15 protein-coding genes are annotated in these 23943 nt (G+C 68.6%); 6 read left to right on the top strand and 9 right to left on the bottom strand.

The window, feature by feature from the left end; translation table 11 throughout:
* Positions 1 to 383 (bottom strand): sigma factor (locus AOK11_RS24080; RefSeq protein WP_276204840.1); only part of this gene is annotated, 383 nt, incomplete at its 3' end.
* 102 nt (positions 384 to 485) lie between these two features.
* Here AOK11_RS24080 and AOK11_RS24075 point away from each other — a divergent pair.
* Positions 486 to 848: a hypothetical protein gene (locus AOK11_RS24075; RefSeq protein ID WP_055595817.1), complete on the top strand. Its 363-nt coding sequence runs from the start codon at positions 486 to 488 to the stop codon at positions 846 to 848.
* A 114-nt stretch (positions 849 to 962) separates the two neighbouring features.
* Here the strand turns inward: AOK11_RS24075 and AOK11_RS45315 are convergent, their stop codons facing one another.
* Entirely contained in the window at positions 963 to 1379 is a 417-nt protein-coding gene (locus AOK11_RS45315) for a hypothetical protein (protein WP_240497471.1), read from the bottom strand.
* Between the two features lie 245 nt (positions 1380 to 1624).
* Between AOK11_RS45315 and AOK11_RS24065 the strand changes: the two genes are divergently transcribed.
* Positions 1625 to 2518 (top strand): Vgb family protein, encoded by an 894-nt coding sequence (locus AOK11_RS24065; RefSeq protein WP_055595816.1) that lies wholly within the window; start codon positions 1625 to 1627, stop codon positions 2516 to 2518.
* A gap of 307 nt (positions 2519 to 2825) precedes the next feature.
* Here the strand turns inward: AOK11_RS24065 and AOK11_RS24060 are convergent, their stop codons facing one another.
* The 5 genes from AOK11_RS24060 to AOK11_RS24040 form a co-directional block, all read right to left on the bottom strand.
* Positions 2826 to 3080 carry a hypothetical protein gene (locus AOK11_RS24060; RefSeq protein WP_240497470.1) on the bottom strand — a complete coding sequence of 85 codons (255 nt, stop codon included), beginning with the start codon at positions 3078 to 3080 and terminating at the stop codon, positions 2826 to 2828.
* 191 nt (positions 3081 to 3271) lie between these two features.
* Positions 3272 to 9466 (bottom strand): hypothetical protein, encoded by a 6195-nt coding sequence (locus AOK11_RS24055; RefSeq protein WP_055595815.1) that lies wholly within the window; start codon positions 9464 to 9466, stop codon positions 3272 to 3274.
* Positions 9467 to 9561: 95 nt separating this feature from the next.
* The gene (locus AOK11_RS44065; RefSeq protein ID WP_157869438.1) at positions 9562 to 11919 is read right to left on the bottom strand and encodes a hypothetical protein; all 2358 of its coding nucleotides are present in this window, start codon (positions 11917 to 11919) and stop codon (positions 9562 to 9564) included.
* A 273-nt stretch (positions 11920 to 12192) separates the two neighbouring features.
* Complete coding sequence (locus AOK11_RS24045; protein WP_240497469.1) at positions 12193 to 12792, bottom strand: hypothetical protein; 600 nt, start codon at positions 12790 to 12792, stop codon at positions 12193 to 12195.
* 94 nt (positions 12793 to 12886) lie between these two features.
* Positions 12887 to 14113 carry a DNA sulfur modification protein DndB gene (locus AOK11_RS24040; RefSeq protein WP_055595814.1) on the bottom strand — a complete coding sequence of 409 codons (1227 nt, stop codon included), beginning with the start codon at positions 14111 to 14113 and terminating at the stop codon, positions 12887 to 12889.
* A gap of 241 nt (positions 14114 to 14354) precedes the next feature.
* On the opposite strand from AOK11_RS24040, the gene AOK11_RS24035 reads away from it, so the two are divergent.
* The 4 genes from AOK11_RS24035 to AOK11_RS24020 all read left to right on the top strand — a co-directional run bounded on the left by AOK11_RS24035 (position 14355) and on the right by AOK11_RS24020 (position 23113).
* Positions 14355 to 16589: an N-6 DNA methylase gene (locus AOK11_RS24035; protein ID WP_206188914.1), complete on the top strand. Its 2235-nt coding sequence runs from the start codon at positions 14355 to 14357 to the stop codon at positions 16587 to 16589.
* Between the two features lie 115 nt (positions 16590 to 16704).
* Entirely contained in the window at positions 16705 to 18696 is a 1992-nt protein-coding gene (locus AOK11_RS24030) for a type I restriction-modification system subunit M (RefSeq protein ID WP_055595813.1), read from the top strand.
* Complete coding sequence (locus AOK11_RS42980) at positions 18693 to 19934, top strand: restriction endonuclease subunit S domain-containing protein (RefSeq protein WP_157869437.1); 1242 nt, start codon at positions 18693 to 18695, stop codon at positions 19932 to 19934. Before AOK11_RS24030 ends, AOK11_RS42980 begins: the two co-directional genes overlap by 4 nt.
* Complete coding sequence (locus AOK11_RS24020) at positions 19931 to 23113, top strand: type I restriction endonuclease subunit R (protein WP_055595811.1); 3183 nt, start codon at positions 19931 to 19933, stop codon at positions 23111 to 23113. Before AOK11_RS42980 ends, AOK11_RS24020 begins: the two co-directional genes overlap by 4 nt.
* A gap of 57 nt (positions 23114 to 23170) precedes the next feature.
* Here AOK11_RS24020 and AOK11_RS40490 read toward each other — a convergent pair whose 3' ends face one another.
* Both AOK11_RS40490 and AOK11_RS24015 read right to left on the bottom strand, forming a co-directional pair.
* A complete protein-coding gene (locus AOK11_RS40490; protein ID WP_079035043.1) occupies positions 23171 to 23377 on the bottom strand; it encodes a DUF397 domain-containing protein in 207 nt (68 codons plus the stop codon).
* Positions 23374 to 23943 (bottom strand): DUF5753 domain-containing protein (locus AOK11_RS24015; RefSeq protein ID WP_055595810.1); only part of this gene is annotated, 570 nt, incomplete at its 5' end. The genes AOK11_RS40490 and AOK11_RS24015, both read right to left, overlap by 4 nt.

The following is a 23943-nucleotide window of genomic DNA, read 5'->3' as shown; positions in this document are numbered from 1 at the left end:
GGCATCGACTCCAGGACGACGAGGAAAGCCATGGTCACCGATTCGTCCAGAACCATCTGGTCGGCGAGGTCGGTGCCATGGCCGTGCTCCCACTCGGCGTGGTCGGGCAGCGGATCGGGCAGCCACGCGCCGACATAGCGTTCACGCCGGGCCCGCGCCGAGCCGAGCACGTCCAGGCAGATGCGGCCGGTCACCGTCGTCAGCCAGGCGCCGGGGGATGCGATCTCGTCCTGCCGGCTTCGCGGCAGCGCGTACCAGCGCGCGTAGGCCTCCTGCACGGCGTCCTCGGACTCGGTCAGCGAACCGAGCAACCGGTAGGCGACATTGATCAGTCGGCGCCGCTCACCGGCTGTCCCATCGGTGCTCGTCCCAGCCGTCCCCATGCTTCCAGCCGCCCCCTCGCCTTACCTTTCACAGCCCTGCGTCGTCGGATTGGTAAGACCTTATCGATCTACTGCCCCTCGGGCGGAAAAGGGGACCGTGGCATGGCGACCCAGGCGACGGCACAGCGCCGCTTCTCGTTTCTGCAGATCGCGATCGCCCTGCAGACCCTGACCATCTTCCTTCAAGCCGTTTCCGCCGGACTGCTGCTGACCTCGGCCTACGGAGAGACACTGCACAGTGTCGGAGCCCGCGTGATGTACGGGGCGTCGATGCTGTACGTGCTCGCGGCAGTGCTGGCGTGGAAGCCGGGCGGCGGCTCGCCCCGGCCCGTCTGGCACGCGTCCGGCTTCCTTTTCCTCGCCTCGGTCCAGGTCGTGCTCGGTATCGCGCACGTCCCTTCGGTCCATCTCCCTCTGGGCGTCCTGATGTTCGGACTGAGCGTGCTGGCGCTGGCGCGGCGCTGAAGTCCGATACGGGGGCATACCGAAATCAGCTGGGGCCTGTCCGGCGGATCAGGCCGCGCCAGGGGGCCCGCTCGCCTTTTGTGCTGGTGAGCGGGGCAGCCGGTGCCCCCGTGCTCACGCACCGCGCATGAGCTCCGCGTTGACGGCGTCGACCCGTGCGTACAAGGACCCTTCGGTGATGATGTCCTCGCCCCTTCCCCGGCGCCGTGGGTCCACGTCGATCACGGTGACGAGAGAGTTGCCCAGTCCGATCACCACCCACCAGTCCCGCCCGTCCGCCCGCACCCGCCAGGTCGACTTCACCCACTTGCCGGTATCCGTACGCACCTCGGCCGAGACCAACTCCCAGCCTTCCGGGTCGAAGCGGGTCAACGTCTCGAGAGATGCGCCTCGTTGCCGCAGACGTTCGGTGACATGAGCGCCATGCGCCTTCAGCCGTATCGGTTCGCTCAGGATGTGACGCACCCGTGTGAAGAGGTTTCCGGGGCCTGCCTCGACGTGGAAGCGGGCGGTCTCGAATCGGGGTGGCACGGTGAACTCCTGGGCAAGAGAGGGAAGATGCCGACAGATGGGTGTCAGCGGTGACGCCAGAGCTGGTGCAGGCGGAGTACGTCCGTGCGCCAGTGCATCTCGATGGACGGGTCCGGCACTCGCTCCCGGCCGAGGCTGTGGCGGATGTGCGGTGCAGACCGTCCGGTGACAGATCGGCACCAGAAACCGATCCGAGAACATTGGTCGGGAACGTTGATCGATGACTGACCCCGTAAGGAGTTGCAGTGCCCCCTTCTGATGCACCGACCGCCAGGGAGATTCGCGTGGCAGACAAGGATGCCGGGCCTTACGGCATCACGGCCGGCTCCGACGATGCCCTGTGGCTCACCTTCGCGCACAGCGGTCGCATCGCGCGTCTCGCACTCGACGGCGAGCTCAAGGAATACCCCCTGGACTCACCTGCCTGCCGCCCTACGGTCATTACTCCCGGACCGGACGGGGCTCTGTGGTTCACTCGCACTCAGGACCACCGGATCGGCCGCATCACCACTGACGGCGAAATGGACTCCTTCCCCCTGCCGACGCCCGACAGCGGACCCTTCGGCATCACCGCAGGCCCAGACGATGCGGTGTGGTTCACGCAAATGAACACCGACCGCATCGGCCGCATCACCGGCAAGGGAGAAATCACCGAATTCACCCTTCCCACCGCAGGTGGTTTCCCCTCGGCAATCACCACAGGCCCTGACGGAGCCCTGTGGTTCACCCTCAACCAGGCGAACGCGATCGGTCGCACCACCATCGACGGCGACACTGCCATCCACCCGCTGCCCACCCCGAACGCCGCACCCGTGGGCATCACCAGTGACGGAACGGCCCTGTGGTTCGTCGAAATCTCAGCGGGCCAGATCGGCAGGATCTCGATCGACGGCGAGGTCAGGGAGTTCCCACTCTCCGACCGCACGGCCAAACCTCACGCCATTGTCGCGACCGCCAATGGAGACTGCTGGTTCACCGAATGGGGAAACAACCGCATCGGCCACATCATCGCGAGCGGCGAGATCACCGAGTACGCCCTGCCGTCACCATCATCCGAACCGCACGGCATCGCTCTGGGCCCCGACGGAGCCCTCTGGGCGGCCCTTGAGACAGGAGGGGTCGCCCGGGTGGCCCCATAGCCTGGAGCCGAGACCCACCAGGGTCGGCGGCCATTCAGTCCCCTGGCCACGAGGGTTCACAGCAGACGCGGCACCCCCTGGAGAAGCGGAGCTTTGCGCTGCGAACAAAGCTTTCGAAGGAACAGGCGCTCCACGCGGAACCACCTTCCGTGCCCTCAGGACTTCGAGAGACTTCTCAGCAGGATGGACACCTCGCCTCGACAAGGGATGTCCGGCACCATGGGCGACCGGATCGCAGCGGGCGGGCCGGCTCCTTGCTCGCAGCCGACCCTTTGCGAGGCAGCCCCGTCCTCGTCGACGAGACCCGCTACTCGATGCCAGTCGCGTCGAGCAGCCTGACCAGGTCCTTGCGCCCGTAACCGAGCAGCCGGGCACGGTGTACGCCCGTGACCAGCAGGTGGGCGGCGATCTGCGCCGCGTATCCATTCCTGTCGTCGCCGAGCCACTCCTGCGGTTTCTCGACCCCCAGGCTGTTCATCACCAGCCTGTGCTCGCGCCGGACTCGGGCGACGGTGCCGGCAACCGCGTCCAGCTCCGGCACGTGCCCGAACCGCGGGAGCACCACCTGAACGTGTGACGAGGCAGGTGGGAATATGAGAATTGCCGGTGCCAGGCTGGCAGGGGGGCGCTCAAAGATCACTCGACCCCGCACTGGGCACCGGTGGCGAATCCATACGGGAAGTGCCCGCCGTCCCGCGGGTGGCGGACGGCGGACACTTCGTCAGGGTGCTGAACACCCAGAGCCGGTCAGAGTCACGACATACCCGGCGACAGGCACTGCCGGAGCAGCGGTTCCAGGCGCAGCCGACCGCCTTCCTCCCGGTCGAACACCTGCAGGGCGTCGAGGCAGGCGAAGACCCACCGGGCTTCGTCCTCGTCCCCGCCGGACTCGTAGGCGATGGCCGTCACCACATCCTCCGCGTCGGCCGGGTCGCCCTGAAACTGCTTTTCCACGGCCCGGTACCCCGCGGTCAGCGCAGGATCCGAGTGCACACCCGTCGCCTCGGCGAAGGCGCGGGCCGCTGTCCTGTCGGTGACCAGACCGGCCATACTCCTCAGGGCCTGGTCGGTGTCACCGGTATCGGTGTGGAGCCGATGCACGCGGTCGACGAGCCAGGGCCAGCCACTGGTCACGGCGTAAAGCCGCTCGAGGCGTTCTTCCGTGTGGAACACCTCTCCCAGACGCTGCGCCCAGCCCCGCAGGCTGTGACGGTCACGGCGGCGGAGCACCACGGGAGCCGCCGCGACATGCTGCCCGCCGGTGAGGAGAGCGCGCCACAGATCCAGCTGACGCGTGTCGGTCACCAGCACTACGGCGCGGGTGACTCCCGGGACAGTGGGCAGCAGGGTGTTCGCCAGCTCGACCGCATCACGACACGTGTCCGGCTTCACCGGGTAGCGTGCGAAGTCGCTGATGATCACTCGTCGTTCCCGGGGCTGTCCGCCCACCAGCTCCTGTTTGAAGACACTGGGCCGGCCGATGGGCGGCAGAGTCCAGCCGTCGATGCGCTCGGTAACGGTGCGCAGAGCGTCACCCACATCCATCACGCCCGTGGCCGGTGTACCGAGAACCACCCTCGTTTGATTGGTCCGCTCTCCCAGCAGGTCGTCGAGCTGGGTGATCGTCAGGGGAGCGGAGCGTCTGTCAGGCAGGTCCGGCCGCCCTTCCAGCACGATGCTCTCCTCCAGCTTGCAGTCCTGCTCTGCCCGCAGCAGACGTGCCTCCACCTCGTGGGAGGTGCCGATCATGCGCAGTGCGTTGGGCCCGCGCAGGTGCCAGCCCTGGCCGTCGTGGTTGGGGGCCAGGATGCCCAGGCCCACCATCTCGGAGAGGTAGGCCCTGAAGCCCTCGGTGTCGAGCTGTTCGAAGCCTTTCCGCCACCAGGTCTCGCACTCCTCGCGCAGCTCGGCGTCGCTCAGTCGCACTTCCAGGCCCCGGTGCCGCGCGTGGTACGCCAGGACGTTGGCGATCACGTCGTACCGGTGGTCCAGACTGAGCGTGTCCTTGAAGGCAGCCGAGATGCCTGTCCTGAGGGCGGTGTCCGACTCCACTGTCTCGATGTCGGCCACCGCCACGGTGAAGGGCGGTCCCTCCACTCCACGCCGTGCCCGCTGACGATGCATCACCTCCACCAGGCGGTGTCCGAACATCTGCAGCAGGAACGGCTGGTACGAGCAGAATCCGAGCACCCGGTTCACGAGATCCACGTCCTCGAACTCGAAGCCGAGCGCCCTCATGGGCTCCACCAGGAGGTCGGCGGCGAACTGCGGTGCCAGGGGGCCGATCACCTTCGGCGTCTGTGCGAGGTGTCCGAACGGTCCGTTGCTGGCGAGTTTGGAAAAGCGTTGCACGGAGTGCAGGCCGGCGAAGACGACCTTGGCCCGGTCCTTGGTGTCGGATCCGAGTCCCTTCAGCTTCTTGGTCTGGTCGAATCGCGGCGCGTCCGCCTCGAAGAACTGGTCGCACTCGTCGAGCAGGATCAGCAGCCGTCGCCGGGAGTCACCGTCGAGCCAGGACCGGATCCCCGCCCTCACCCGTTCGGAGCGTTCCCCGTTCGGCGACTTGCGGCCGCCCTGTCGGCCCAGCACCTGGATCTCGGTCAGTTCCCGGTCCAGGACACTCCACAGTGCCTCTGGCCCGAGGGAGCTCCCCTTGCCGATGTTCTCCTGGTCCAGGTTGATGTACACGTACTGCTGGAACCCGGTGCGCTGCTCCATGAAGCGTTCCCCGGCATCGCTCAGCAAGGCGGACTTGCCGAGGCCCCTGCCGCCGAAGATGACCTGTGTGCCGCGCGGGTCGAGAATGCTCTGGCGTTCGGCGTCCCGTCCGTAGAACATCTCCCTGCCGATCCGGCCGCGCTTCTCCCGGATGTACGGGTTGACGCCGGAGAACGGCAGAAGGGTCTGCGTGGCGGTACTGACCTGCCGGTTGCCACGGGCTGCGAGATAGGCCAGAGCGGCGTCGTCGACGACCAGCATCGGCTGCAGGCGGTCGGATCCCGCGGCGAGCTCCGCGCGGGCCGTCGGCCCCAGGGTGCCGAAGTAGAAGACCAGAAGACTGGTCCCGCTCGGATCCCGTCCTGCCAGACTCATGACCACCTTGGCGGGCGGGCGGCCCCAGACCATCAGCACGCGGAGGGTTCCGCCCTGCTCCTTGATCTGCGAGCCGAAGGCCGGCACCTTGGCGCGCCCGTTCACCTCCACACCCGTGGCCTCGAAGAAGCGGTACTCACGACGCTGCTGCGACAGCTCGTCCAGCCACCGGCCGGACTTGGCGTCGTAGCCCAGGAGCTTCAGGGCCGGGAGCAGCCTGAACCGGGAAATGTTCCCGCGGTCCTTCTGCTCCGTGACACCCAGCGCACGCCAGTCGCTCAGGGCGTCAGCCGCCAGTGCCGCTTCGTCGCTCGACAAGGTCCTGTAGTCGAGAACACCGATGGCCGGGTGCTCTCCGCCCGAGCGCACCAGGTCGACGAGCTCCTGATCGATTCCCTTGGGCAGACCCTCGGGCACGACGGGAAAGAACTCGGTCAGGTGGGACTCACCCGCCTCGATCTCCGGTACGGGTTCACCGATCTCAAGGAAGTAGACGAGGTCCGCCGCGGTCGCCAGACCGCCGGTGTCCAGGTGCCGCAGTACCTGCGCCCGTTCCTCGTTCGTCAGGTCCAGGGCATCGAGCCGCGCCCGGATGCGGGCGGTCGCCTCCTGACGGTAAGCGGGCAAGTCGGCCCGTACCGTCCGCAGAGCCCGACGCACGTCGGTCAGATCGTTCCCCTCTGGCGTGTCGAGGCGGGCGCGAGCGTCCGCCAGCAGCTCCTGCAGACGCAGGTCCTGGTCGTCGGTGACCGCTCCGTCGGCCTGCGCGCGATGGACCTCGGCAACAAGGTCGGCGTGCTCCAGGGCAAGGGCCGTACGCCTCCCGGTTTCCCGGTCGTCGATGTCCGCACGCGTCCGAACGTCGGGCACAGACCCGTCCTGTCCTGGCAACGCCTGCTGGTCCGCCAGCTTCATGATGGACCGGGCCGCACCGAAGGCATCATGGTCGAGCCGCTCGTTCAGAGCCTCGTCCCAGCCACGGTCGACGGCCGTCAGAAGCCGGTCGAGCGGAGGCCGTTCGATGAGCGTGTCACAGACTTTCAGCAGTTCCGCGTCCAGGACGAGTTCCGGGTCCGACGCGCCGTGACCGGTGCCGGCCGGGCGGGCGTCGCCGGACAGCAGATCGAAGAGTTCCTCCATGGAACTGTGCGCGGCCCAGGCCGCCGCTGCCGCCACGGTGCCGGACCGTCTGGCGAGCTTTTCCAGTTCGCGGACAACGGTGGCGCGGTGGCCGAGCACCAGTTGCCGCAAGGCCGAGATCTCCTTGGTGGCCCGGTGGGTGTCGGACCGCTCGCTCCCGCGCACGCGGTCGGCCGTCAGGCACCATTCCTTGACCAGCGCGACGGAGCGTTCGACGGCATGTACCAGGTCCTGCCGTCCCGATCCCTGCAGCGGTTTCCCGCTGGACGAGCGAAGCTTGCGGTCCATGCGGTCGATCTCGGCGTTGACCTCGGACAGCTTCGACAGACGCTCGGCCTTGTCCCGGATGCCCGACAACGCGTCACGGTCATCGGTGATCACGGCCCGGAGCATGGATCCGAGCAGCCCGTCGTCGGCGAGCCACCGCTTGGCGATCTCGGTCGCCCTGGCGAACCGGAGACGCGGGTGAGCCGTGAGGGCAACGCTCTGTTCACGCAGTTCCCGCAGGCGGGCCTCGGTCTCGGAGACGTCGGCGATGACGACCAGCGGAGAGGCGATCATCAACGCGCCGCTGAGGGCACGGTCCGCGACGGCTGCCGTGACCTCCCCCAGTGCGTTCGGCAACCTGGGCACCATTGCCTTGAGCTGGGCCCCGGCCACATGGTCACCGGTTACCAGGGCGGTGCGCAACAGGGCGGGCAGCAGGACGAGTTCGTTGCCCTCGAAGTCGCGGCCGACCGCGCTGGACTGCTGACCGAGCAAGTCCGCGACCAGCCGGGCACCAGGACCGGTGCCGGAGGTGAGCAGAGCCGCGGCGCCTGCCAGCCGGAAAGCCGCCACCTCCCGTTCGGGACGTCCCGCAGCTCGTGCCAGGTGGTGGGCGAGCCCGAACCGCCGCTCGGTGACGAGGCGCGCCAAGGCATGCTCGGTCGCTGCGCCCGCGTTGTCCAGGACGTCCTCGGGGTCCGTCGTTGTCGTGTCCGCCCGCTGCCTGCCGCCATCGCCGTGGGAAGCAACGGCGCCCGTGGCGGGGACGAACCGCCGTTCACCATCGCCGGGCACCCCGACGATGGCCGCCGGGCCCTCGGCCGGAGATGCGGAGCGGGCGCGGTCCACGCCCGTGCCGACCGGGCGGGAAGACGTCGGGGTGGCCTCGCCGAGGACGGCCGTAGCCGGTTCCTCACGGCTCTGCGGTTCTGCACCGTCTGCGGCACTCTCCGTGTCGTCGGCCGCGTGCCCGCGCGTGCGCGGGCCCAACGACTCGTACGCCTCCGCGGAGGCTGCCGTGGAATCCTCGTCGTCCGGTTTCCCGTCCTCAGCGGGTGTGGCGACAGCGGCCGCGTCGTCGGGGCGTTCCCCAGCGCGCGGCCCGTCAGTCCGTACATCGTTCCCGCCGAAGTTGGACCGCGGCGCAGCCGGCTCTTCCGGCCAGGTGTCGGGAGCCCCGGTTCTGGCCTCCTCCGCCCGGTCGGACAGGGTCAGCTCGTTCGCCATCACCACGGCCGTGGCACACGCGGGCAGTACCCGGACGACCTGCGTCTGAAGAGCCAGGATCTCCGCGGCTGCATTGGCCTGGCCTCCCAGACGAACGAGCTCGGCCAGCGCGGCGAGCGCACTGCTCTCCCGGCGTTCCGTTTCCCCCCACTTCGGTGAGCCGAGAAGGCGCCGGGCGCAATCGCGTACGGCCTCGGCTGCGGCGAAGGCGGGACTGTCCGGCGCGCATCCGATGGAGAGGAGCTCTCGGAGCGCCTCCCGTGCGGCGCGGTCGCGGCCGCGTGCCGCTCGGAGGGAGTCGGCGGCTCGTGCCATGTCCTCAAGACGCAGGGGCACCGTGGTGACACCCGCCGATGCGAAGACGGAGCGAGCGCCGTCGAAGACGTTCCGGAGCCCGGTCAGAGGTGTGAGGTCGCCGTCGGCGGGTGGGCGTCCGTCCGCGATCGTCGCAGACACCCTCCGTGCCGCCCCCGCGGCCTCGGCCACGGCGGTGGTCAGACGCCGGCATGCTTCCTCCGGCTCTGTGACCCCCTCCTGACCGGCCCACTGCTGGGTGGGAACCTCCGGGACCGCAGCGTCCTGGGTCGGCGTCGCGGCGGCTGCCACCTCCTGCGGTTCCGGCTGTTCGTGATCGCTGAAGGACATGTCCGGGTGTTCCTCGACGACCGCTCGTGCAACGGAGTGGACGTCGGCCAGGCCCTGCTCGTCCATACCGAGTTCGGTCACTGCTCCCAGCCAGTCCTGGTCCGCGGCCCAGACGAGAACCCGCGCGTCGACGACCGATGCCTGGCACCAGGCGAACATCGCGGTCGACACCAGTGTCCTGCCCCACTTGGCGACGGGATCCAAGACATCGACCTCGGGGAATGCGGCTGTGCTGACGTCGATCATCACCGTCCCGGTGAGAGCCCGGACACCGCAGACACAGTCGTGCTGGCGTGCCTCACGTCGCAGCCTGCCGAGCACGTCCCGGCACAGCGCGTTGCCCGCCCTCCTCGGGGCCGCCATGCGGATACCCAGCATGCCGAGCAGTGCCTGTCGTTCCTTGGGACGCAGCGAGTTGAAGGCCAGCTCGACCATGTCGGCCGTCAGCTGGTCCAGGGCGGCCGTCGCCGGCTGCCCCAATGCGTTCAGTGCCGAGGCCAGAGTCTCCAGGCTCTCGACCGACACGTCGGGCGGGGACATCGGCGGCCCCGCGACAACGCGGTAGCGGTCTTGCATGGATGGGCGCTCCGTTCTGTGGTGGGTTGGCTGGTTTGCCGATCACCGGCTCCCCGGTGAGGAAGGTGCCGGTTGCGGACGTGGTGGTGTGCGGCTCAGCGACCGCGGGTGTGCCCGGTCACGAACGTGTAGCCGTCGGGCAGTTCCCAGCCGTCCGCCTTGCCGAGTCGGCGGCAGTGGTCACGGAAGGCGACCCGTTGGGCCTCGCTCGGCGAACTCTTGGGGTGCAGCCGACGCAGGTGGCCGGGGACGTACTGCATCCGCATCGGCTCGGCCGCGGGATCCGTGAGGCCCCAGGGCCGCGTGATGCGCACTCGGACGGGTCGGTAACCAATGAGCGGAATGCGCCGCTCCCCCGGCCGTGCCGGGAACCGCGGCCGGCCCGTGGCATCACGGCTTCCGGTGGCAGGCTCGAGCCGTCCCTCGGTGAGGAGTTCCACCGCCGCGGAGTCGAGTGCGGCGGCCTGGGCCGAGGAAGGCCACTGTCCGTAGACGGCGAGGGGCAGTCCGGACCGGTCGAGCAGGGCGTGACCGTCCGGTGTGAGCAGCCCGCAACGGCGCACCACGCGCATCACGAGTTGCCGGGAGGAAAGGCCTGCGGGGGAGTCACCACTGCGGTCACTGCCCGGCACGTCCTCCCGGGTGAGGACGAGCGGGTCGTAGCTGTGGCCCGTCGTGCGGTCTCCGACCCGCACCCGATGGCCGAGCAGGGCCGTGCTGATGCGGAACACCTGACTGCCCCTGGTCCAGTGGACCTCGAGCAGCAGTCCGGGAAAGAAGTCGGTGGGCCAGGCGACTTCCGTCAGACGTCCGCCGCCGTCGCCGAGCTCCGCCTCAACGTGCTGAACGGCTTCGCCTTCCTCCAACGTGCCACCGGGATGGATGAGTTCAGCACGCAGCACCGGTTTACTTCCGTAGGTCTGCCGCAACTCGTCGATCACGAGCGGGTGCAGCGGGAGACAGCCGTCGATGAGATGCGCCAGGCGCAGAGGGAGCCGCCAGACGACTTCGGCGCCGCCACTGCGCATCAGCTCACAGCGCCCGAGGGCCCCGCCGTCCGCAAGCGGCGGATCAACGGGCTCCAACACCGGCTCCGGCTCCGGCTCCGGCTCCGGCTCCGGCTCCGGCGAGGATGGCGATGGCGATGGCGTCGTGGACGCCCATCCCTGTCCGGCCGGGAACATCGGGTCGGTGGCCGCCTCGGCGTCACCCGGGAAGTGGGAACGCCAGACGCCTCCTCCCTCGAAGGCGTCGTCGAGTCCGACTCGGGCGCCGTTCGCGAACAGGCCCAGCTCGCTGTCCCGCCGGACGACGTCCGCGAGTGTCAGGTTCGCTCGGCACACCGCCGCCGCGTAGTTCACGCCCCTCAGCGATTCCCCGGCCCCCAGGAACGCGCGCAGCCGTGGCCCGATGGCCGTGTACGCGGTGACCGGTACGGCCAGTCCGTAGCGGCGCCGCGTCGGTACGGCCGCGCGTTCGACCGCCGTGGCGAGTGATCTCATGTCGTCGCCGCCGAGCGGACCGGTGTCGCGCCAGCAGGCGGCCAGCGACTTTCGCGTGACGGCGTACGGGCCCCACATGCGCAGCCGCTCACTGGAGATGAGAACCCGCCGCACCGTGTTGAGCAGCCGGAGCAGGACTCTGCGTAGCTCGGCGTCGTCCTCACCGCCCGCCAACTCCCGCAACGACACAGGGACGAACGGGCTCATCAGCTGCGCCCGTGCCGTGGTCAGCAGGTACTCGGCGTGGGCCACCAGGTCCGACCTTCGGGCTTCTTCCCCGGACGGATAGCAGGCGTCGACCACCACGTGCCCGTCCTCGTTGATCCAGCGTTGATGGGTGCGCAGTCGCTGCAGTTGGGCGGAGGACAGCCTCAAGCCGGGGCCGAAGGCGTCCGGGTCCGGGACCAGAAGCTCACGGCGCACGGGGGACTGGTCCGGGCCCGGTCTGCCGGGCCCCTCAGCGCCCGCGGGTGCGCCGGACACCCAGGCGGGTACGTCGCCCAAGGCACGGATACCGGGGTGGGCCCCCTCTTTGTAGACGATCTCGGCGAAAAGCGGATCGGAACCCGTGGCGATGCGTACCATCGCCCCGACCGGAAGGGCGGGTACGCACTCGCCGAGGGTGACTGTGGGAAAGTCCTCCGGCAGCAGAGGACTGCGACCGTATCCCTCGCCGTCGAGGTCGTAGCCGAAGTAGACGGCATTGAAGGCGACGGCGACGTGCACCGGCGCCCGGCGGACCGTGACGACAGCCTCCAAGTACCGCCGCAACCGCTCTCGTTCGACCGCCGGCACCGTGTCGTAGTCCTCCGCCATGGCGGAGGTGAGCAGCGGATGCTCCCCGTAAGGATCTCCCCCGTCGGCGGTCAGACCCGCCGAGCCCGTCCGCCGGGCTGTCGTCCGCCCTCCGCCTGCCCCGACGGCCGTCGATACCCCTGGTTCCCTGCCCATGACGCCTCCAGCACACCGCACATCGTGCCTGCCCACCTGCGACGCGTTACGCAGGATATGCACGCTTCGAACTGTCCGACCATGTTTTCGTCACATTCGCGAGAGTCACCGAGTCACCCACTGGCCTGGCGCCCCGTCCGGGCTTCCGCACGACCCGGCAATCGGCTCGTGCAACGGGTTTGGATTCGATGCCTTCTTCGCTCTTCCTGCACCCGAGCGGTTCTCAGTCCGTGCTCCGGGGCACAGGCCGCAGCGCCGCTTCGGACGCCTCGTTCAGCCGACCTTCTTCCACTCCTGGCACCGGTTGGTCTTGAAGTACTCGCCGGTGTTGAGGGTCACCCGTCCCGGGCCGTTCAGGTTGTTGTTGGCGATGATGGAGCCGAACTCGCCGCTGGCGTCCTTGGCCCGTTCCCAGTAGCAGCCGAAGTCGCCGTCGGCCCCGGCCGTCTTGTACGTGCCGGCCTTGATGTCCTCGCCGACGACGTACTCGCCCTCACCCGAGAAGCTGGTCACCGGGCCCGGCTTCTTGGTCTTCTTCGGCTTGGCGGTGACCGTCTCGGTCTCGGTGACGGTGGGGGCGGGCTTGGCGTCACCGTCGCCGTCGGCCTTGGCGGTTTCGGTGACGGTGGCCGTCGGCCTGGGCTCGGACTTGGTGCCGGCGGCTGCCGTGTCCGCTGCCGCCGTGCCGTCGCCGCTACTTCCGATCCCGACCCCGATGAACAGGGAGACGAAGGCGACCGCTCCGTACTTCAGCCACCGGCCGCGCTGCTTCGGGGCCGGGCCGGTGGGTGCGCCGAGGCCGAAGGGGCCCTGGGCGCCGTGGTCGGGCTGCGGGGAGGAGAAGGGAGAGTGGGAAGGCTGCTGGAAGGACATGGTCGTGCTCCGTTTCCGTGTGATGCGTGCGTGGATCGCTGTGCGCGATGCGGGATGAGCTGAAGTCGAGGGGTGCGTGGGTGCTCGCCGGGGTTCAGCAGCCCCGGATCTTGCGGCCCGCCTCGGTCGCCGGGTAGAGGATCGCGTCGGCGACCCGGCCGCCCGAGTCCTTCACCCCGCCGCTGAAGTTGAGGCGGCCGGAGGTGCCGGTCTTGGCGGCGACGCCGTCCCAGTACTTCGGCTCGCGCTCCCACTTGATGTCGTCGAGGAGGCGCACCAGGTCCTCGATGCGGAACGCGGACGCCGATTCGCTCCACGGCATCGTGTGGTGGACGGCGATCCCCAGTCCGGCGAGGACGGCGGGCGCGGTGAGGGCGCTGCGGTCCGTCAGATGACGGGCGTAGCGGGTGATCAGCCGGCCGAGCACCGGGACGACGGCCTCCTCCACCCGCTCGGGCCGGTTCCTGCCCGGCAGGTCGGCCTCGTGCACGGGTTCGGCGGACCGCTGGAGTCCGCCGCGCCCGTAGAGGGTGGTGACGACGAGGGCGCGCAGCGCGGAGAGGGTGACGACCTCGCGGTCGCCGGCCGACACCTGCCGCTTGCTGACGTTGACGAGTCGCGCGAACGGCACCCGCTGGCCGTCCACGTCGACACGGGCGGAGTCGGCGACCAGGTGGGCGAGCCGGGTGCCGGCGTCGCGCTGGTCCATGGACATCGCGAGATTCTTGGCGACGTCGACGCCCTGCACGTTGCGGTCGTAGAAGATCTGGCGCGCGTCGGCCGGGGCGAGGTCGACGTACAGCTCGAACGGGAGGCGCACCCGGGCGAGTTCGGGGTACGTCAGGCCGTACGCCTCGGGCTCGTCGTAGAGGTCGTGCCAGGCGGTGGTCTGGGTCTCGCCGTCGATGGCGACGACCATGGTGCCGGGCGCGACGGTGAGGGTGCGCAGGCCGCTGCCGGGGACGAGTTCGTCGCTGAGTGCGGCGAGCGGTCCGGCGTGCCAGAGCGTGATCGGCGGGGTGGACCAGGCGGCGCCGAGTTCGCCCTTGAGGCCGGCGGCGATGTACTCGGCGTACGGCCCGACGTTCTTGCCCTTCTGCGAGGACTTCAGTGTGCGCTGCACGGTGGCCCGCAGTTCGGCGTGGCGGCGCACCAGGCCGGAGGCGGCCTTCAGCCTCCTCGGGTCCTCCTCGGCCCGGGGTGACGGGACGAGCTGGACGAGCGTGGGCACCGCCATCGTTCCGACGACGGCGTCGTCCCGGAACGGCATGACGGTGAGCTGGGTTCCTTCGACGGCACCGGTCGGCATGGTCAGGCGCATGGTGGCTCCCCCCGGAGTTCGGACAGGCGTGAGAGATCGGGCGTCGGATGTGGGACGGCGCCGCTGAACCGCGCGGCGGAACGGCACGACCGGACGGGGCCGCCGAGCCGAAAGGCTGCGGCTCCCTGCGGAAGCGTCACCAGATAAGCACGTCATTGAAAACACTGTCAAACACCTAGACAGGTTTGACGGATGCTGTAGGTTGTTGACGTCCGCTATCGAGAGGCTCAGGTCTTCCGTCATGCCCCAGCAGTCGTCCGCGCAGGTGACCGCCGCCGAGATCTCCCGCATCGCCGGGGTCACGCGTGCCACCGTCAGCAACTGGCGTCGCCGGTACGACGACTTCCCCGAGCCGTCCGGCGGTGCGGAGAGCAGTCCCCTGTACGACCTGGAGGCGGTCCGGGCGTGGCTCGCCTCGCGCGGCTACGCCTCGGCGGCCAGCCCGGCCGAGGAGCTGCGCACGACCCTCCGCCTCAGCGCCCACGGCACCGGCGACAGCGATGACGGCGCCACGGCGGACCTGCTGCTCCTCGTCCTGGCGGCGGCCCGCCGCACCCCGGACCAGCTCACGGCCGCGGCGCGACTCCCGGACGCGGACCTCGCCGTCCGCGCCGAGCGCGACGCGGCGGGCGTCGCCGACGCCGTGCCAGGCGGGGCCGGCGTACGTTTCGCGGGCGTCGATCCCGCCGTGCTCCGCGCGCTGTACGTGTGCGTACGGGACGAGGGCGGCCAGGCGACGCTGGGCGTGCTCGCGGAGCGGGAGCTGGAGGACAGCGCGGCGAGCGGCGCGTACCGCACGCCGCCCCCGCTCGCCGACCTCCTCGCGCGCCTCCTTCCCGGCGCCCCGGCCCGTGTCCTGGACCCGGCCTGCGGCAGCGGTGCCCTGCTCGAGGCCGCCGCCCGCCGGGGCGCGGCCGAGCTGTACGGCCAGGACGTCCTCCCCGTGCAGGCGCGGCGCAGCGCGGTGAGCCTGCTGCTGACGGCGCCGCCCGGGACCACCGTCTCCGTCCGCGCCGCCGACAGCCTGCGCGCGGACGCCTTCCCCGACCTGGCCGCCGACGCCGTGCTGTGCAACCCGCCGTTCGGCGACCGGGACTGGGGGTACGACGAGCTGGCGTACGACCCGCGCTGGGCGTACGGCGTACCGGCCCGCGCCGAGTCGGAGCTGGCCTGGGTGCAGCACTCCCTCGCCCACCTGACGCCCGGCGGCTACGCGGCCCTGCTCCTGCCGCCCGCGACGGCCGGCCGCGCCTCGGGCCGCCGGGTGCGGGCGGAACTGGTCCGCAGCGGCGCCCTGCGCGCGGTGGTGGCGCTGCCGGTCGGCGCGTCGGTGCCGTTCCACATCGGCCTGCAGATCTGGATCCTGCAGCGGCCCGAACCGGGCGGCGCCGAGCGCAAGTCGGTGCTGTTCGTCGACACCGCGGAGTCGTCGGCGGCGGACGCGAAGACGGACGCGCGGACGGGCCCGCGCACCCGGGGCGGCAGCCGGTCCGCCTCACTGGACTGGGCGCGGATCACCGGCCAGGCCCTGGGCGCGTGGCACGCCTTCGCGGCGGACCCCGACGCTTTCGAGGACGAGCCCGGCGTCGCGCGCGCGGTCGACGTGGTCGACCTGCTGGACGAGACCGTCGACCTGACACCGACCCGTCTCGTACGCGCCTCACGCTCCGACGTGGACCCGGCGAAGCTGGCGGCGGAGGCCGACGCGACGCGCCGGAACCTGGTGAAGGCTGCCAAGTCCCTCGGCCGCGCGGCCGGTTACGACGACTGGAACGCGGCGGGCGGTGCGGCCCGGGAGTGGCGTACGGCGACCGCGGCCGACCTCGCGCGGGGCGGCGCGCTGACGCTGCTGCGGACGACGCCGGAAGGATCACGCGGGCGCGGAGACGACGACGGCGCCGGCAAGGGCGGGCGGGGAGCGGGCGCGGACGCGGCCCGCCCGGTCTTCACCGGTTCGGACATCTCCCGGGGTTCGGGCCCGACGGGCGACCCGGCGACGGTCCGTACGGACACGGCGCCGGTGATCGCCGCCGGGGACGTGCTGGTCCGCGCGGTCGCGAGCGGCGGCGGTGCGATGTCACTGGTGGCCGGGGAGGCGGAGGCCGGTGCGCTGCTCGGCCCGCACGTCCACCTGTTCCGGCCCGATCCGGCCCGCCTAGACGCCTGGTTCCTGGCCGGGTTCCTGGGCGCCGAGGACAACATCGCGGGGGCCTCGACCGGCAGCACGGTGCTGAATGTCAGCCCCGGCCGGCTGCGCGTACCACTGCTGCCACTGGAGGAGCAGCGGAGGTACGGGGAGGCGTTCCGCCGCGTTCACGAACTGCGGGCAGAGGCGCAACGGGCGACGCGGCTGGCGGAGGAGACGGCACGGCTGCTGTCGGGGGGCCTCACCGGCGGCCAGTTGCTTCCGTCGTCCCAGGGGACGGCGGCGGACGCGGCCACGGTACGGGGCCGAGGCGGCGATTCGCCCCATTAGACACACAGGGCTTCACCCATGGACCACACTTGTCGGACCGCCCCGGCCTGCCAGTCGACCTGGCTCGGCTTGGGCGGTGGGGTTGGGACGTTTCGGAAGGAATCCGGGGATCCACTTGAACAGCAGTAAGCACACGGAGTTGGCGAACCACGCGTGGTCCGTCGCCGACCTCCTGCGGGGGGACTACAAGCAGTCCGACTACGGCAAGGTCATCCTGCCGTTCACGGTGCTGCGACGGCTTGAGTGCGTACTGGAGCCTACGCGCGAGAAGGTCACGGCGCTGGCGGACCAGTACAAGGACGGCGACATCGACCCGGATCGCTTCCTGCGGCGGGCCGCGGGCCACTCCTTCTACAACAAGTCCGGCCTGACCCTGAAGAAGATCGCGGCGGACCCGCAGAGCGCGGCGAAGAACCTCACGGTGTACGTGGGGTCGTTCTCCGACAACGCCCGTGGGGTGCTCGACCGCTTCGAGTTCGCCCAGCAGATCAAGCGGCTCGACAGCTCGGGGCTGCTCTACCAGGTCATCGGCAAGTTCACGGACCTGGACCTGCGCCCCGAGACCGTGCCCAACCACAACATGGGCTACATCTTCGAGGAACTGATCCGTCGCTTCGCGGAGCAGTCCAACGAGACGGCCGGTGAGCACTTCACGCCCCGCGAGGTCATCCAGCTCATGGTGCGGCTCCTGGTCGCCCCGGACGGCGACGGCCTCCAGCTCCCGGGTGTCGTCCGCACGGTCATGGACCCGGCCTGCGGCACAGGCGGCATGCTCTCCGCGACGGACGACCTGATCAAGGAGCTCAACCCCGACGCCACGGTGGAGGTGTACGGGCAGGAGCTCAACCCCGAGTCCTGGGCGATCTGCCGGTCCGACCTCATGATCAAGGGCCAGGACCCGGAGAACATCGCCTTCGGCAACTCCTTCTCCGACGACGGCCACGCCCGCTCGACCTTCGACTACCTGCTGGCCAACCCGCCGTTCGGCGTGGAGTGGAAGAAGGTCAAGGACGAGGTGGAGCGGGAGCACGCAACGCTGGGCGACGCCGGCCGCTTCGGTGCGGGGGTGCCGCGCATCAATGACGGTTCGCTGCTGTTCCTCCAGCACATGATCTCGAAGATGAAGCCGGTGGACGTCAACGGCGGGGGCGGCTCGCGTATCGCGATCGTCTTCAACGGCTCCCCGCTCTTCTCGGGCGGGGCGGGCTCGGGCGAGTCGGAGATCCGCCGCTGGATCCTGGAGAACGACTGGCTGGAGGGCATCGTCGCCCTGCCGGACCAGCTCTTCTACAACACCGGCATCTCCACGTACTTCTGGATCCTGACCAACCGCAAGAGCCCGGACCACAAGGGCAAGGTCGTACTGCTGGACGCCCGTGACCAGTGGCAGAAGATGCGGAAGTCGCTGGGCGACAAGCGCAAGCAGCTGAGCACGGACCACATCGCGACGGTGGTCAAGCTGTACGGCGAGGCGCTGCACGCGGCTGCGGACGCGGAACACCCGCTCCACGGCAAGGTGAAGGTCTTCGACAACACCGCGTTCGGATACCAGCGGATCACCGTCGAACGCCCGCTGAAGCTGCGCTTCGAGCTGACGGAGGAGACGCTGGCGGCGCTGGAAGTGTCAAAGGTCATCCAGAAGGCTCCGCAGGCGCCGGTGATGCTGGAAGCGTTCCAGGACCTGAAGGGCAGCATCTGGGCCAAGAAGGCGGACGCGTGGCTGGCACTGAAGGACGCGGTGATCCAGGCCGGCTCCACGTGGCCGTCGGGGGCGCCGTTTCTGAAGGCGCTGCGGGACGCGGTGGGGGTGCGGGACCCAGAGGGCGAGGTCCAACTCGTGAAGGGCAAGCCGGAGTCGGATGCGGAGTTGCGGGACTACGAGAACGTGCCGCTGGGTGAGGACGTCGAGGAGTACCTGAAGCGCGAGGTCCACCCGCATGTGCCGGATGCGTGGATCGACGGCAGCAAGACGAAGATCGGGTACGAGATTCCGTTCACGCGGCACTTCTATGTTTACGAGCCGCCTCGGTCGTTGACTGAGATCGATGCGGAATTGAAAGCACTAGAGGTGGAAATTCAGGCTCTACTTGGGGAGGTCGCCGGATGATCAGCCACAACAAACTTCCCCACGGGTGGTCGATTCACCCTTTGCGTAGACTCCTCACAAAAGAGAACCGAAAGCCTTCAGCAGGAACTGGTGTAGTCACTGCCTATCGCGACGGTACGGTGACCCTTCGCTCCCTACGACGAGAGGCGGGGTACACATTCTCCGACAAGGAGCAAGGATATCAAGGTGTTCAGATTGGCGACCTTGTCTTTCATGCCCTCGACGGGTTCGCAGGAGCCGTCGGCGTATCCGACTCCAATGGGAAATGTTCACCGGTCTATCACGTATGCTCTGCAGTAGGTAAGAACAGCACCCGCTTCATCGCCTACACTCTCAGAGCCATGGCATTCACGGGGTTCCTTGAATTGCAAGCAGGAACCGTGCGTCAGCGTTCCGTCGATTTTCGCCCCTGGGAGACATTCGCGCGTTTGCCAATCCCTGCCCCATCACTTGAAGAGCAGCGCCGCATCGTCGACTTCCTCGATGCTGAGACCACCCGCATCGATCAGCTGATCCACCTCTACCGACGGTTCAACAAACTAACTGCTGAGCGGTCACAACGAGTGCTCGACGAGGCAGTCGAGCAATGGGCGGGCCTACAAGTACCGCTACGCTACATCGTCCGCTTCCGCGAAGGTCCGGGCATTATGGCCACGGACTTCCACCCCGAGGGCGTACCCCTCATCCGCATCTCTGGCCTGAAGCAAGGCGAAGTGACCCTCAACGGCTGCAACTTCTTGGACCCGGATAAGGCCGCTCGACAGTGGTCGCAATTCCGCCTTCGCATGGGCGACCGGTTGATCAGCGGGAGCGCGACAATGGGAGAGGTCTCCGTGGTGCGGGACCCGACCGTCGTCGGGTCAGTCCCCTACACGGGCCTGATCATTCTGCGACCGGCGCAGACAGACGTCAACATGGAGTACATGGAGGCATTCCTGCAGTCATCTCTGTTCTCCCGACAGATTGACGTGCTCAAAACGGGGGCCACCATGCAGCACTTCGGCCCCACCCACTTGTCTCAAGTGAGGGCGCCTTTCCCTTCACCCGACGCACAGCGTCGCACCGCCGTAACCGCCCGTGAAGCGCTACATCACGCATCAAATTGCAACAAGCTGATTAAGCGTCAGGTCGCCCTGCTCAGCGAGCGCCGCCAAGCCCTCATCACCGCCGCCGTAACTGGCCAGTTCGACGTATCCACCGCCAGCGGCCGCAACGTGACCGAAGGAGTTGCCGTATGAGCCCCGTGCACGACGAGTCGTCCTTCGGGGCTGCCATTGTTGCGGCGCTCTGCGAGCGCGGGTGGCGGGAGGCCAGCCCAAGCGACTACCAGGCCGATCTCGGGCTCGACACCAACGAGCTGTTCACCTTCATCGGGGCGACCCAGCCCGACGAGTGGGACGACCTCCTCACCGTCTACGGCGGCGACCCCAACGAGGCCCAGCGTGGATTCGCCCAGCGACTCGACCGGGCCGTCGCCGACGACGGGTTGCTGCACGTCCTCCGGAATGGTGTCAAGGATCGCGGAGTCCGGCTCCATGTCGCCTACTTCAAGCCGAACCTGATCTCCGCGGACTCGGTCCTCGACGGCTACCGGGCCAACCGCCTCACCGTCGTCCGGGAACTCCCCTACGCCACCAAACAGGCCGACTGGGGTCACCGGCTCGACCTGACCCTGTTCCTCAACGGCATCCCGGTCGCTACAGCCGAGTTGAAGAACCCGCTCACCGGGCAGGGCGTCGATCAGGCGAAGGAGCAGTACCGGACCGACCGCGACCCAACCGAGCTGATCTTCACCCGCCGGGTCATCGCGAACTTCGCCGTGGACCCGGACCTGGTGTTCGTCACCACGCAACTGCGCGGCAAGAGCACCCAGTTCCTACCGTTCAACACAGGCTCCAACGGCCCCGGTCAGCCCGGCGGCGCTGGCAACCCCGCGCCGACCCTCCACGGCACGTACGCCACGTCGTACCTGTGGGAGCACGTCTGGCAGCGGGACAACTGGCTCGACCTCCTCCAGCGCTTCGTGCACCAGCAGAAGCACAAGACGCCCGGCGGTGGCACCACCAAGTCCACGATCTTCCCGCGCTTCCACCAGTGGGACGTGGTCAAGAAGCTGACCGCGCACGCGGCCACGCACGGCGCCGGGCAGAACTACCTCGTCATGGCGTCCGCCGGCTCCGGCAAGTCGAACACCATCGGCTGGCTGACCCACCGCTTGAGCGACCTGCACGCCGACACGGACCCGCGCGTCCTGGACACCGAGGCGCTCGCGGACGGCCGCATCAAGCCCGGGGAGCCGGTCTTCGACAAGGTCATCGTCATCACGGACCGCCGCAACCTGGACGCCCAACTCCGGGAGACAGTCGGCAACTTCTCGCAGACCGACGGCCTGGTCGTGAAGGTCGACGAGAAGCACGGCGCGAAGAGCGAACAGCTCGCCCGCGCCCTCTCCCGGGACACGGGCAAGATCGTCACTGTCACGCTGCACTCGTTCCCCGCACTGCTCGACTACGTCAAGCGCAACCCGACCGAGATCAAGGGCAGTCGCTTCGCGATCGTCGTCGATGAGGCGCACTCCTCGCAGTCCGGCGACGCCGCCACCGCCGTGAAGTCCGCGCTGCGGGACCTCGGCCTGGACGCCGACACCGAGGACAAGGGTGCGACCACGCTCACCGTGGACGCCAAGCTGAAGGCGAAGGCGGTGGAGCGCTCGCAGGCCGCGAACCTCTCCTACTTCGCGTTCACCGCCACCCCGAAGGCGAAGACCCTCGAACTCTTCGGCACGGAAGCCACGGAGAACGGCGAGGCCGTCTACCGGCCCTTCCACACCTACTCCATGCGGCAGGCCATCGAGGAAGGCTTTATCCTCGACCCGCTGCGCAACTACGTCACGTACAACACCTACTGGAAGCTCGCGAACCTGAACCGCGACGAGAAGGAGGTCGACCCCTCCAAGGCGAACAGCCTGCTCGCCCGGTTCGCGCTCATGCACGAGCACACGGTCTCTCAGCACGCACAGGTGATCGTCGAGCACTTCGTCGCCCACACCCGCGGCCGGCTCGGCGGGCGGGCCAAGTCAATGGTGGTCACCGCCTCCCGGCATTCCGCCGTGCAGATGGCCCGCGCCATCCGCAGTTACATCGCCGACCGCACGTACGACACCAAGTACCCGGACCTCGGCGTCCTCGTCGCCTTCTCCGGCTCCCTCACCATCGACGGTGAGGAGACCACCGAGAGCAAGGAGAACGGCGGGCTGTCCGAGAGCGGGCTGCCGAAGGCGTTCGGGTACACCCGAGCCGACGACAAGGCCGCGAAGGCCGGCGGCAAGGGGCAGCAGGAGTACCGGATTCTGATCGTTGCCGAGAAGTACCAGACCGGCTTCGACCAGCCGCTCCTCACCACCATGTACGTCAACAAGTCACTGACCGGCATCGCAGCCGTGCAGACCCTCTCCCGCCTCAACCGCACCGCCGAACGCAAGTCGCAGGCCGACCTCGCCGTCCTGGACTTCGTCAACGAGGCCGAGGACATCCAGGAAGCGTTCCGCCCGTACTTCGAGGAGGCGCACACCCTCCCCACCGACCCCAACCTCCTCTACACGGCCCAGAGTCGGGTCATGTCCGCGCCGATCATCTCGGAGCAGGACATGGACGAGTTCGCCCAGGCCTACTTCGAGGCGAAGGAGAAGGCGGGCGGCTCCCAAGCCAAGTGGGAGAAGCTGCACGCCGAGTTGTACCGGCTCCTCTCCCCCGCCGTCACACGCTTCACCGTGCTGATGGACAGCGAGGAGGAGGACGACGTCGAGACGGCGGAGGAGTTCCGCGCCCATCTCAACGACTACGTCCGCAAGTACGGCTTCCTCGCGCAGATCGTGCCGTACCACGACACCGAGTTGGAGCGGCTGCACCTCTACGGCCGCTACCTCCTCAACCGCCTCCCGCACCGGGCTGACGGTGGCGTGGACATAGGCGAGGTCGACCTGAGCCACCTGCGCGTCGAGAAGACCGGCGAGCACGACGTGGCTCTCACCCCCGAGGGCGCCGCCGAACTCAAGGGCTTCGGCGACGGCGTGGGCGGGGCCCAGGACGACGAGAAGTCTCTGCTCTCCGAGCTGATCGACAAGTTCAACGCCAAGTTCGGCACGGAGTTCACCAAGGAGGACGTCCTCCCCGCCTTCAACGCGACCAAGGAGGACCCGAAGGTCCGCGCCGCCGCCGTCGTCAACGACGAGGCCAACTTCGGCATCGTCTTCGACAAGAAGTTCGAGGAGAACATGATGGACCACGTGTCCACCATCGACACCCTCGGCAAGCGCTACTTCGGCGCCGACCGCGAGTTCAAGTCCAACCTGGACCGCAGCGCTCGCCGCGCGGCCTGGCGAATGATCCGCAGCGAGGAAGGTCTGGACGACTTCTGAGGCAGACGGAGGGGCCCGGCACGCGCCGGGCCCCTCCGTTCGTGCACCCGCCGCCGGTCAGCGCCTGGCGGCCATCCGTACGAAGCCGGCCCAAGCATCGGCACCGACTGCTAGCCGGGCCGCCGCAGGCTGCTTCGAGTCCCGGATGAGGACTTCTCCGGTCGCTGCGGCAACTTCTACACATTCACCGCCGTTGCCTGTGCTGTAGCTGCTCTTGATCCAAGCGGCCTCGGGCACAGCCGCCTTCGCGTGCTGCACGCTCATGTGTCTCCCATCAGTTGCTCGACGAACGCCATCGACTCGCTCGGTGACAGCGCTTGTGATCGGAGGATGCCATAGCGCGCTTCGAGTGTGCGTACGTATGCGACGTCGGTGTACAGACTGCTGTGATCCTGTACTTCCGCGTACGCAACACGCTGCCCCTTGTCGGTATCGATCAACGTGAAGGGACCGCCCAAGGCGGCGTTGTCCTCGCGCGCCATCGGCATGACCTGTACCTCTACGTTCCTAGACTGACCCGTAACGAGGATTTGTTCCAGCGTCTCGCGCATGACTCTTGGGCCACCAACCGGCCTACGGAGGACTGCTTCCTCGATTACAAAGCTCATCAGGGCAGCAGGTCGTCGACCGAAGATCTCCTGTCGGACCATGCGTGCTTCAAGTCGCTGCTCAATGACCTCATCCTCCAGTAGCGGCCGCTGCATGTGGAACACAGCTCGCGCATACTCCTCCGTCTGCAACAGACCCGGCACTGCATACACCGCGTACAGGTTCAGAGCCGTAGCCCTAGCCTCCAGGCGTGCCATGTCCCGGAAGAACGCCGGATACTG

The sequence above is a fragment of the Streptomyces hirsutus genome (assembly GCF_001418415.1).
Classification (GTDB): Bacteria; Actinomycetota; Actinomycetes; order Streptomycetales; family Streptomycetaceae; genus Streptomyces; species Streptomyces hirsutus.
Note: the sequence above shows the minus strand (reverse complement) of the source record. Positions and strands in the feature narration are given on the sequence as shown.

Bases quoted from the DNA above. Each gene is read 5' to 3' on its own strand.
- AOK11_RS24075 (WP_055595817.1), top strand. From the start codon at position 486: ATGGCGACCCAGGCGACGGCACAGCGCCGCTTCTCGTTTCTGCAGATC.
- AOK11_RS24055 (WP_055595815.1), bottom strand. From the start codon at position 9,466: ATGCAAGACCGCTACCGCGTTGTCGCGGGGCCGCCGATGTCCCCGCCC.
- AOK11_RS44065 (WP_157869438.1), bottom strand. From the start codon at position 11,919: ATGGGCAGGGAACCAGGGGTATCGACGGCCGTCGGGGCAGGCGGAGGG.
- AOK11_RS24045 (WP_240497469.1), bottom strand. From the start codon at position 12,792: ATGTCCTTCCAGCAGCCTTCCCACTCTCCCTTCTCCTCCCCGCAGCCC.
- AOK11_RS24040 (WP_055595814.1), bottom strand. From the start codon at position 14,113: ATGCGCCTGACCATGCCGACCGGTGCCGTCGAAGGAACCCAGCTCACC.
- AOK11_RS24035 (WP_206188914.1), top strand. From the start codon at position 14,355: ATGCCCCAGCAGTCGTCCGCGCAGGTGACCGCCGCCGAGATCTCCCGC.
- AOK11_RS42980 (WP_157869437.1), top strand. From the start codon at position 18,693: ATGATCAGCCACAACAAACTTCCCCACGGGTGGTCGATTCACCCTTTG.
- AOK11_RS24020 (WP_055595811.1), top strand. From the start codon at position 19,931: ATGAGCCCCGTGCACGACGAGTCGTCCTTCGGGGCTGCCATTGTTGCG.
- AOK11_RS40490 (WP_079035043.1), bottom strand. From the start codon at position 23,377: ATGAGCGTGCAGCACGCGAAGGCGGCTGTGCCCGAGGCCGCTTGGATC.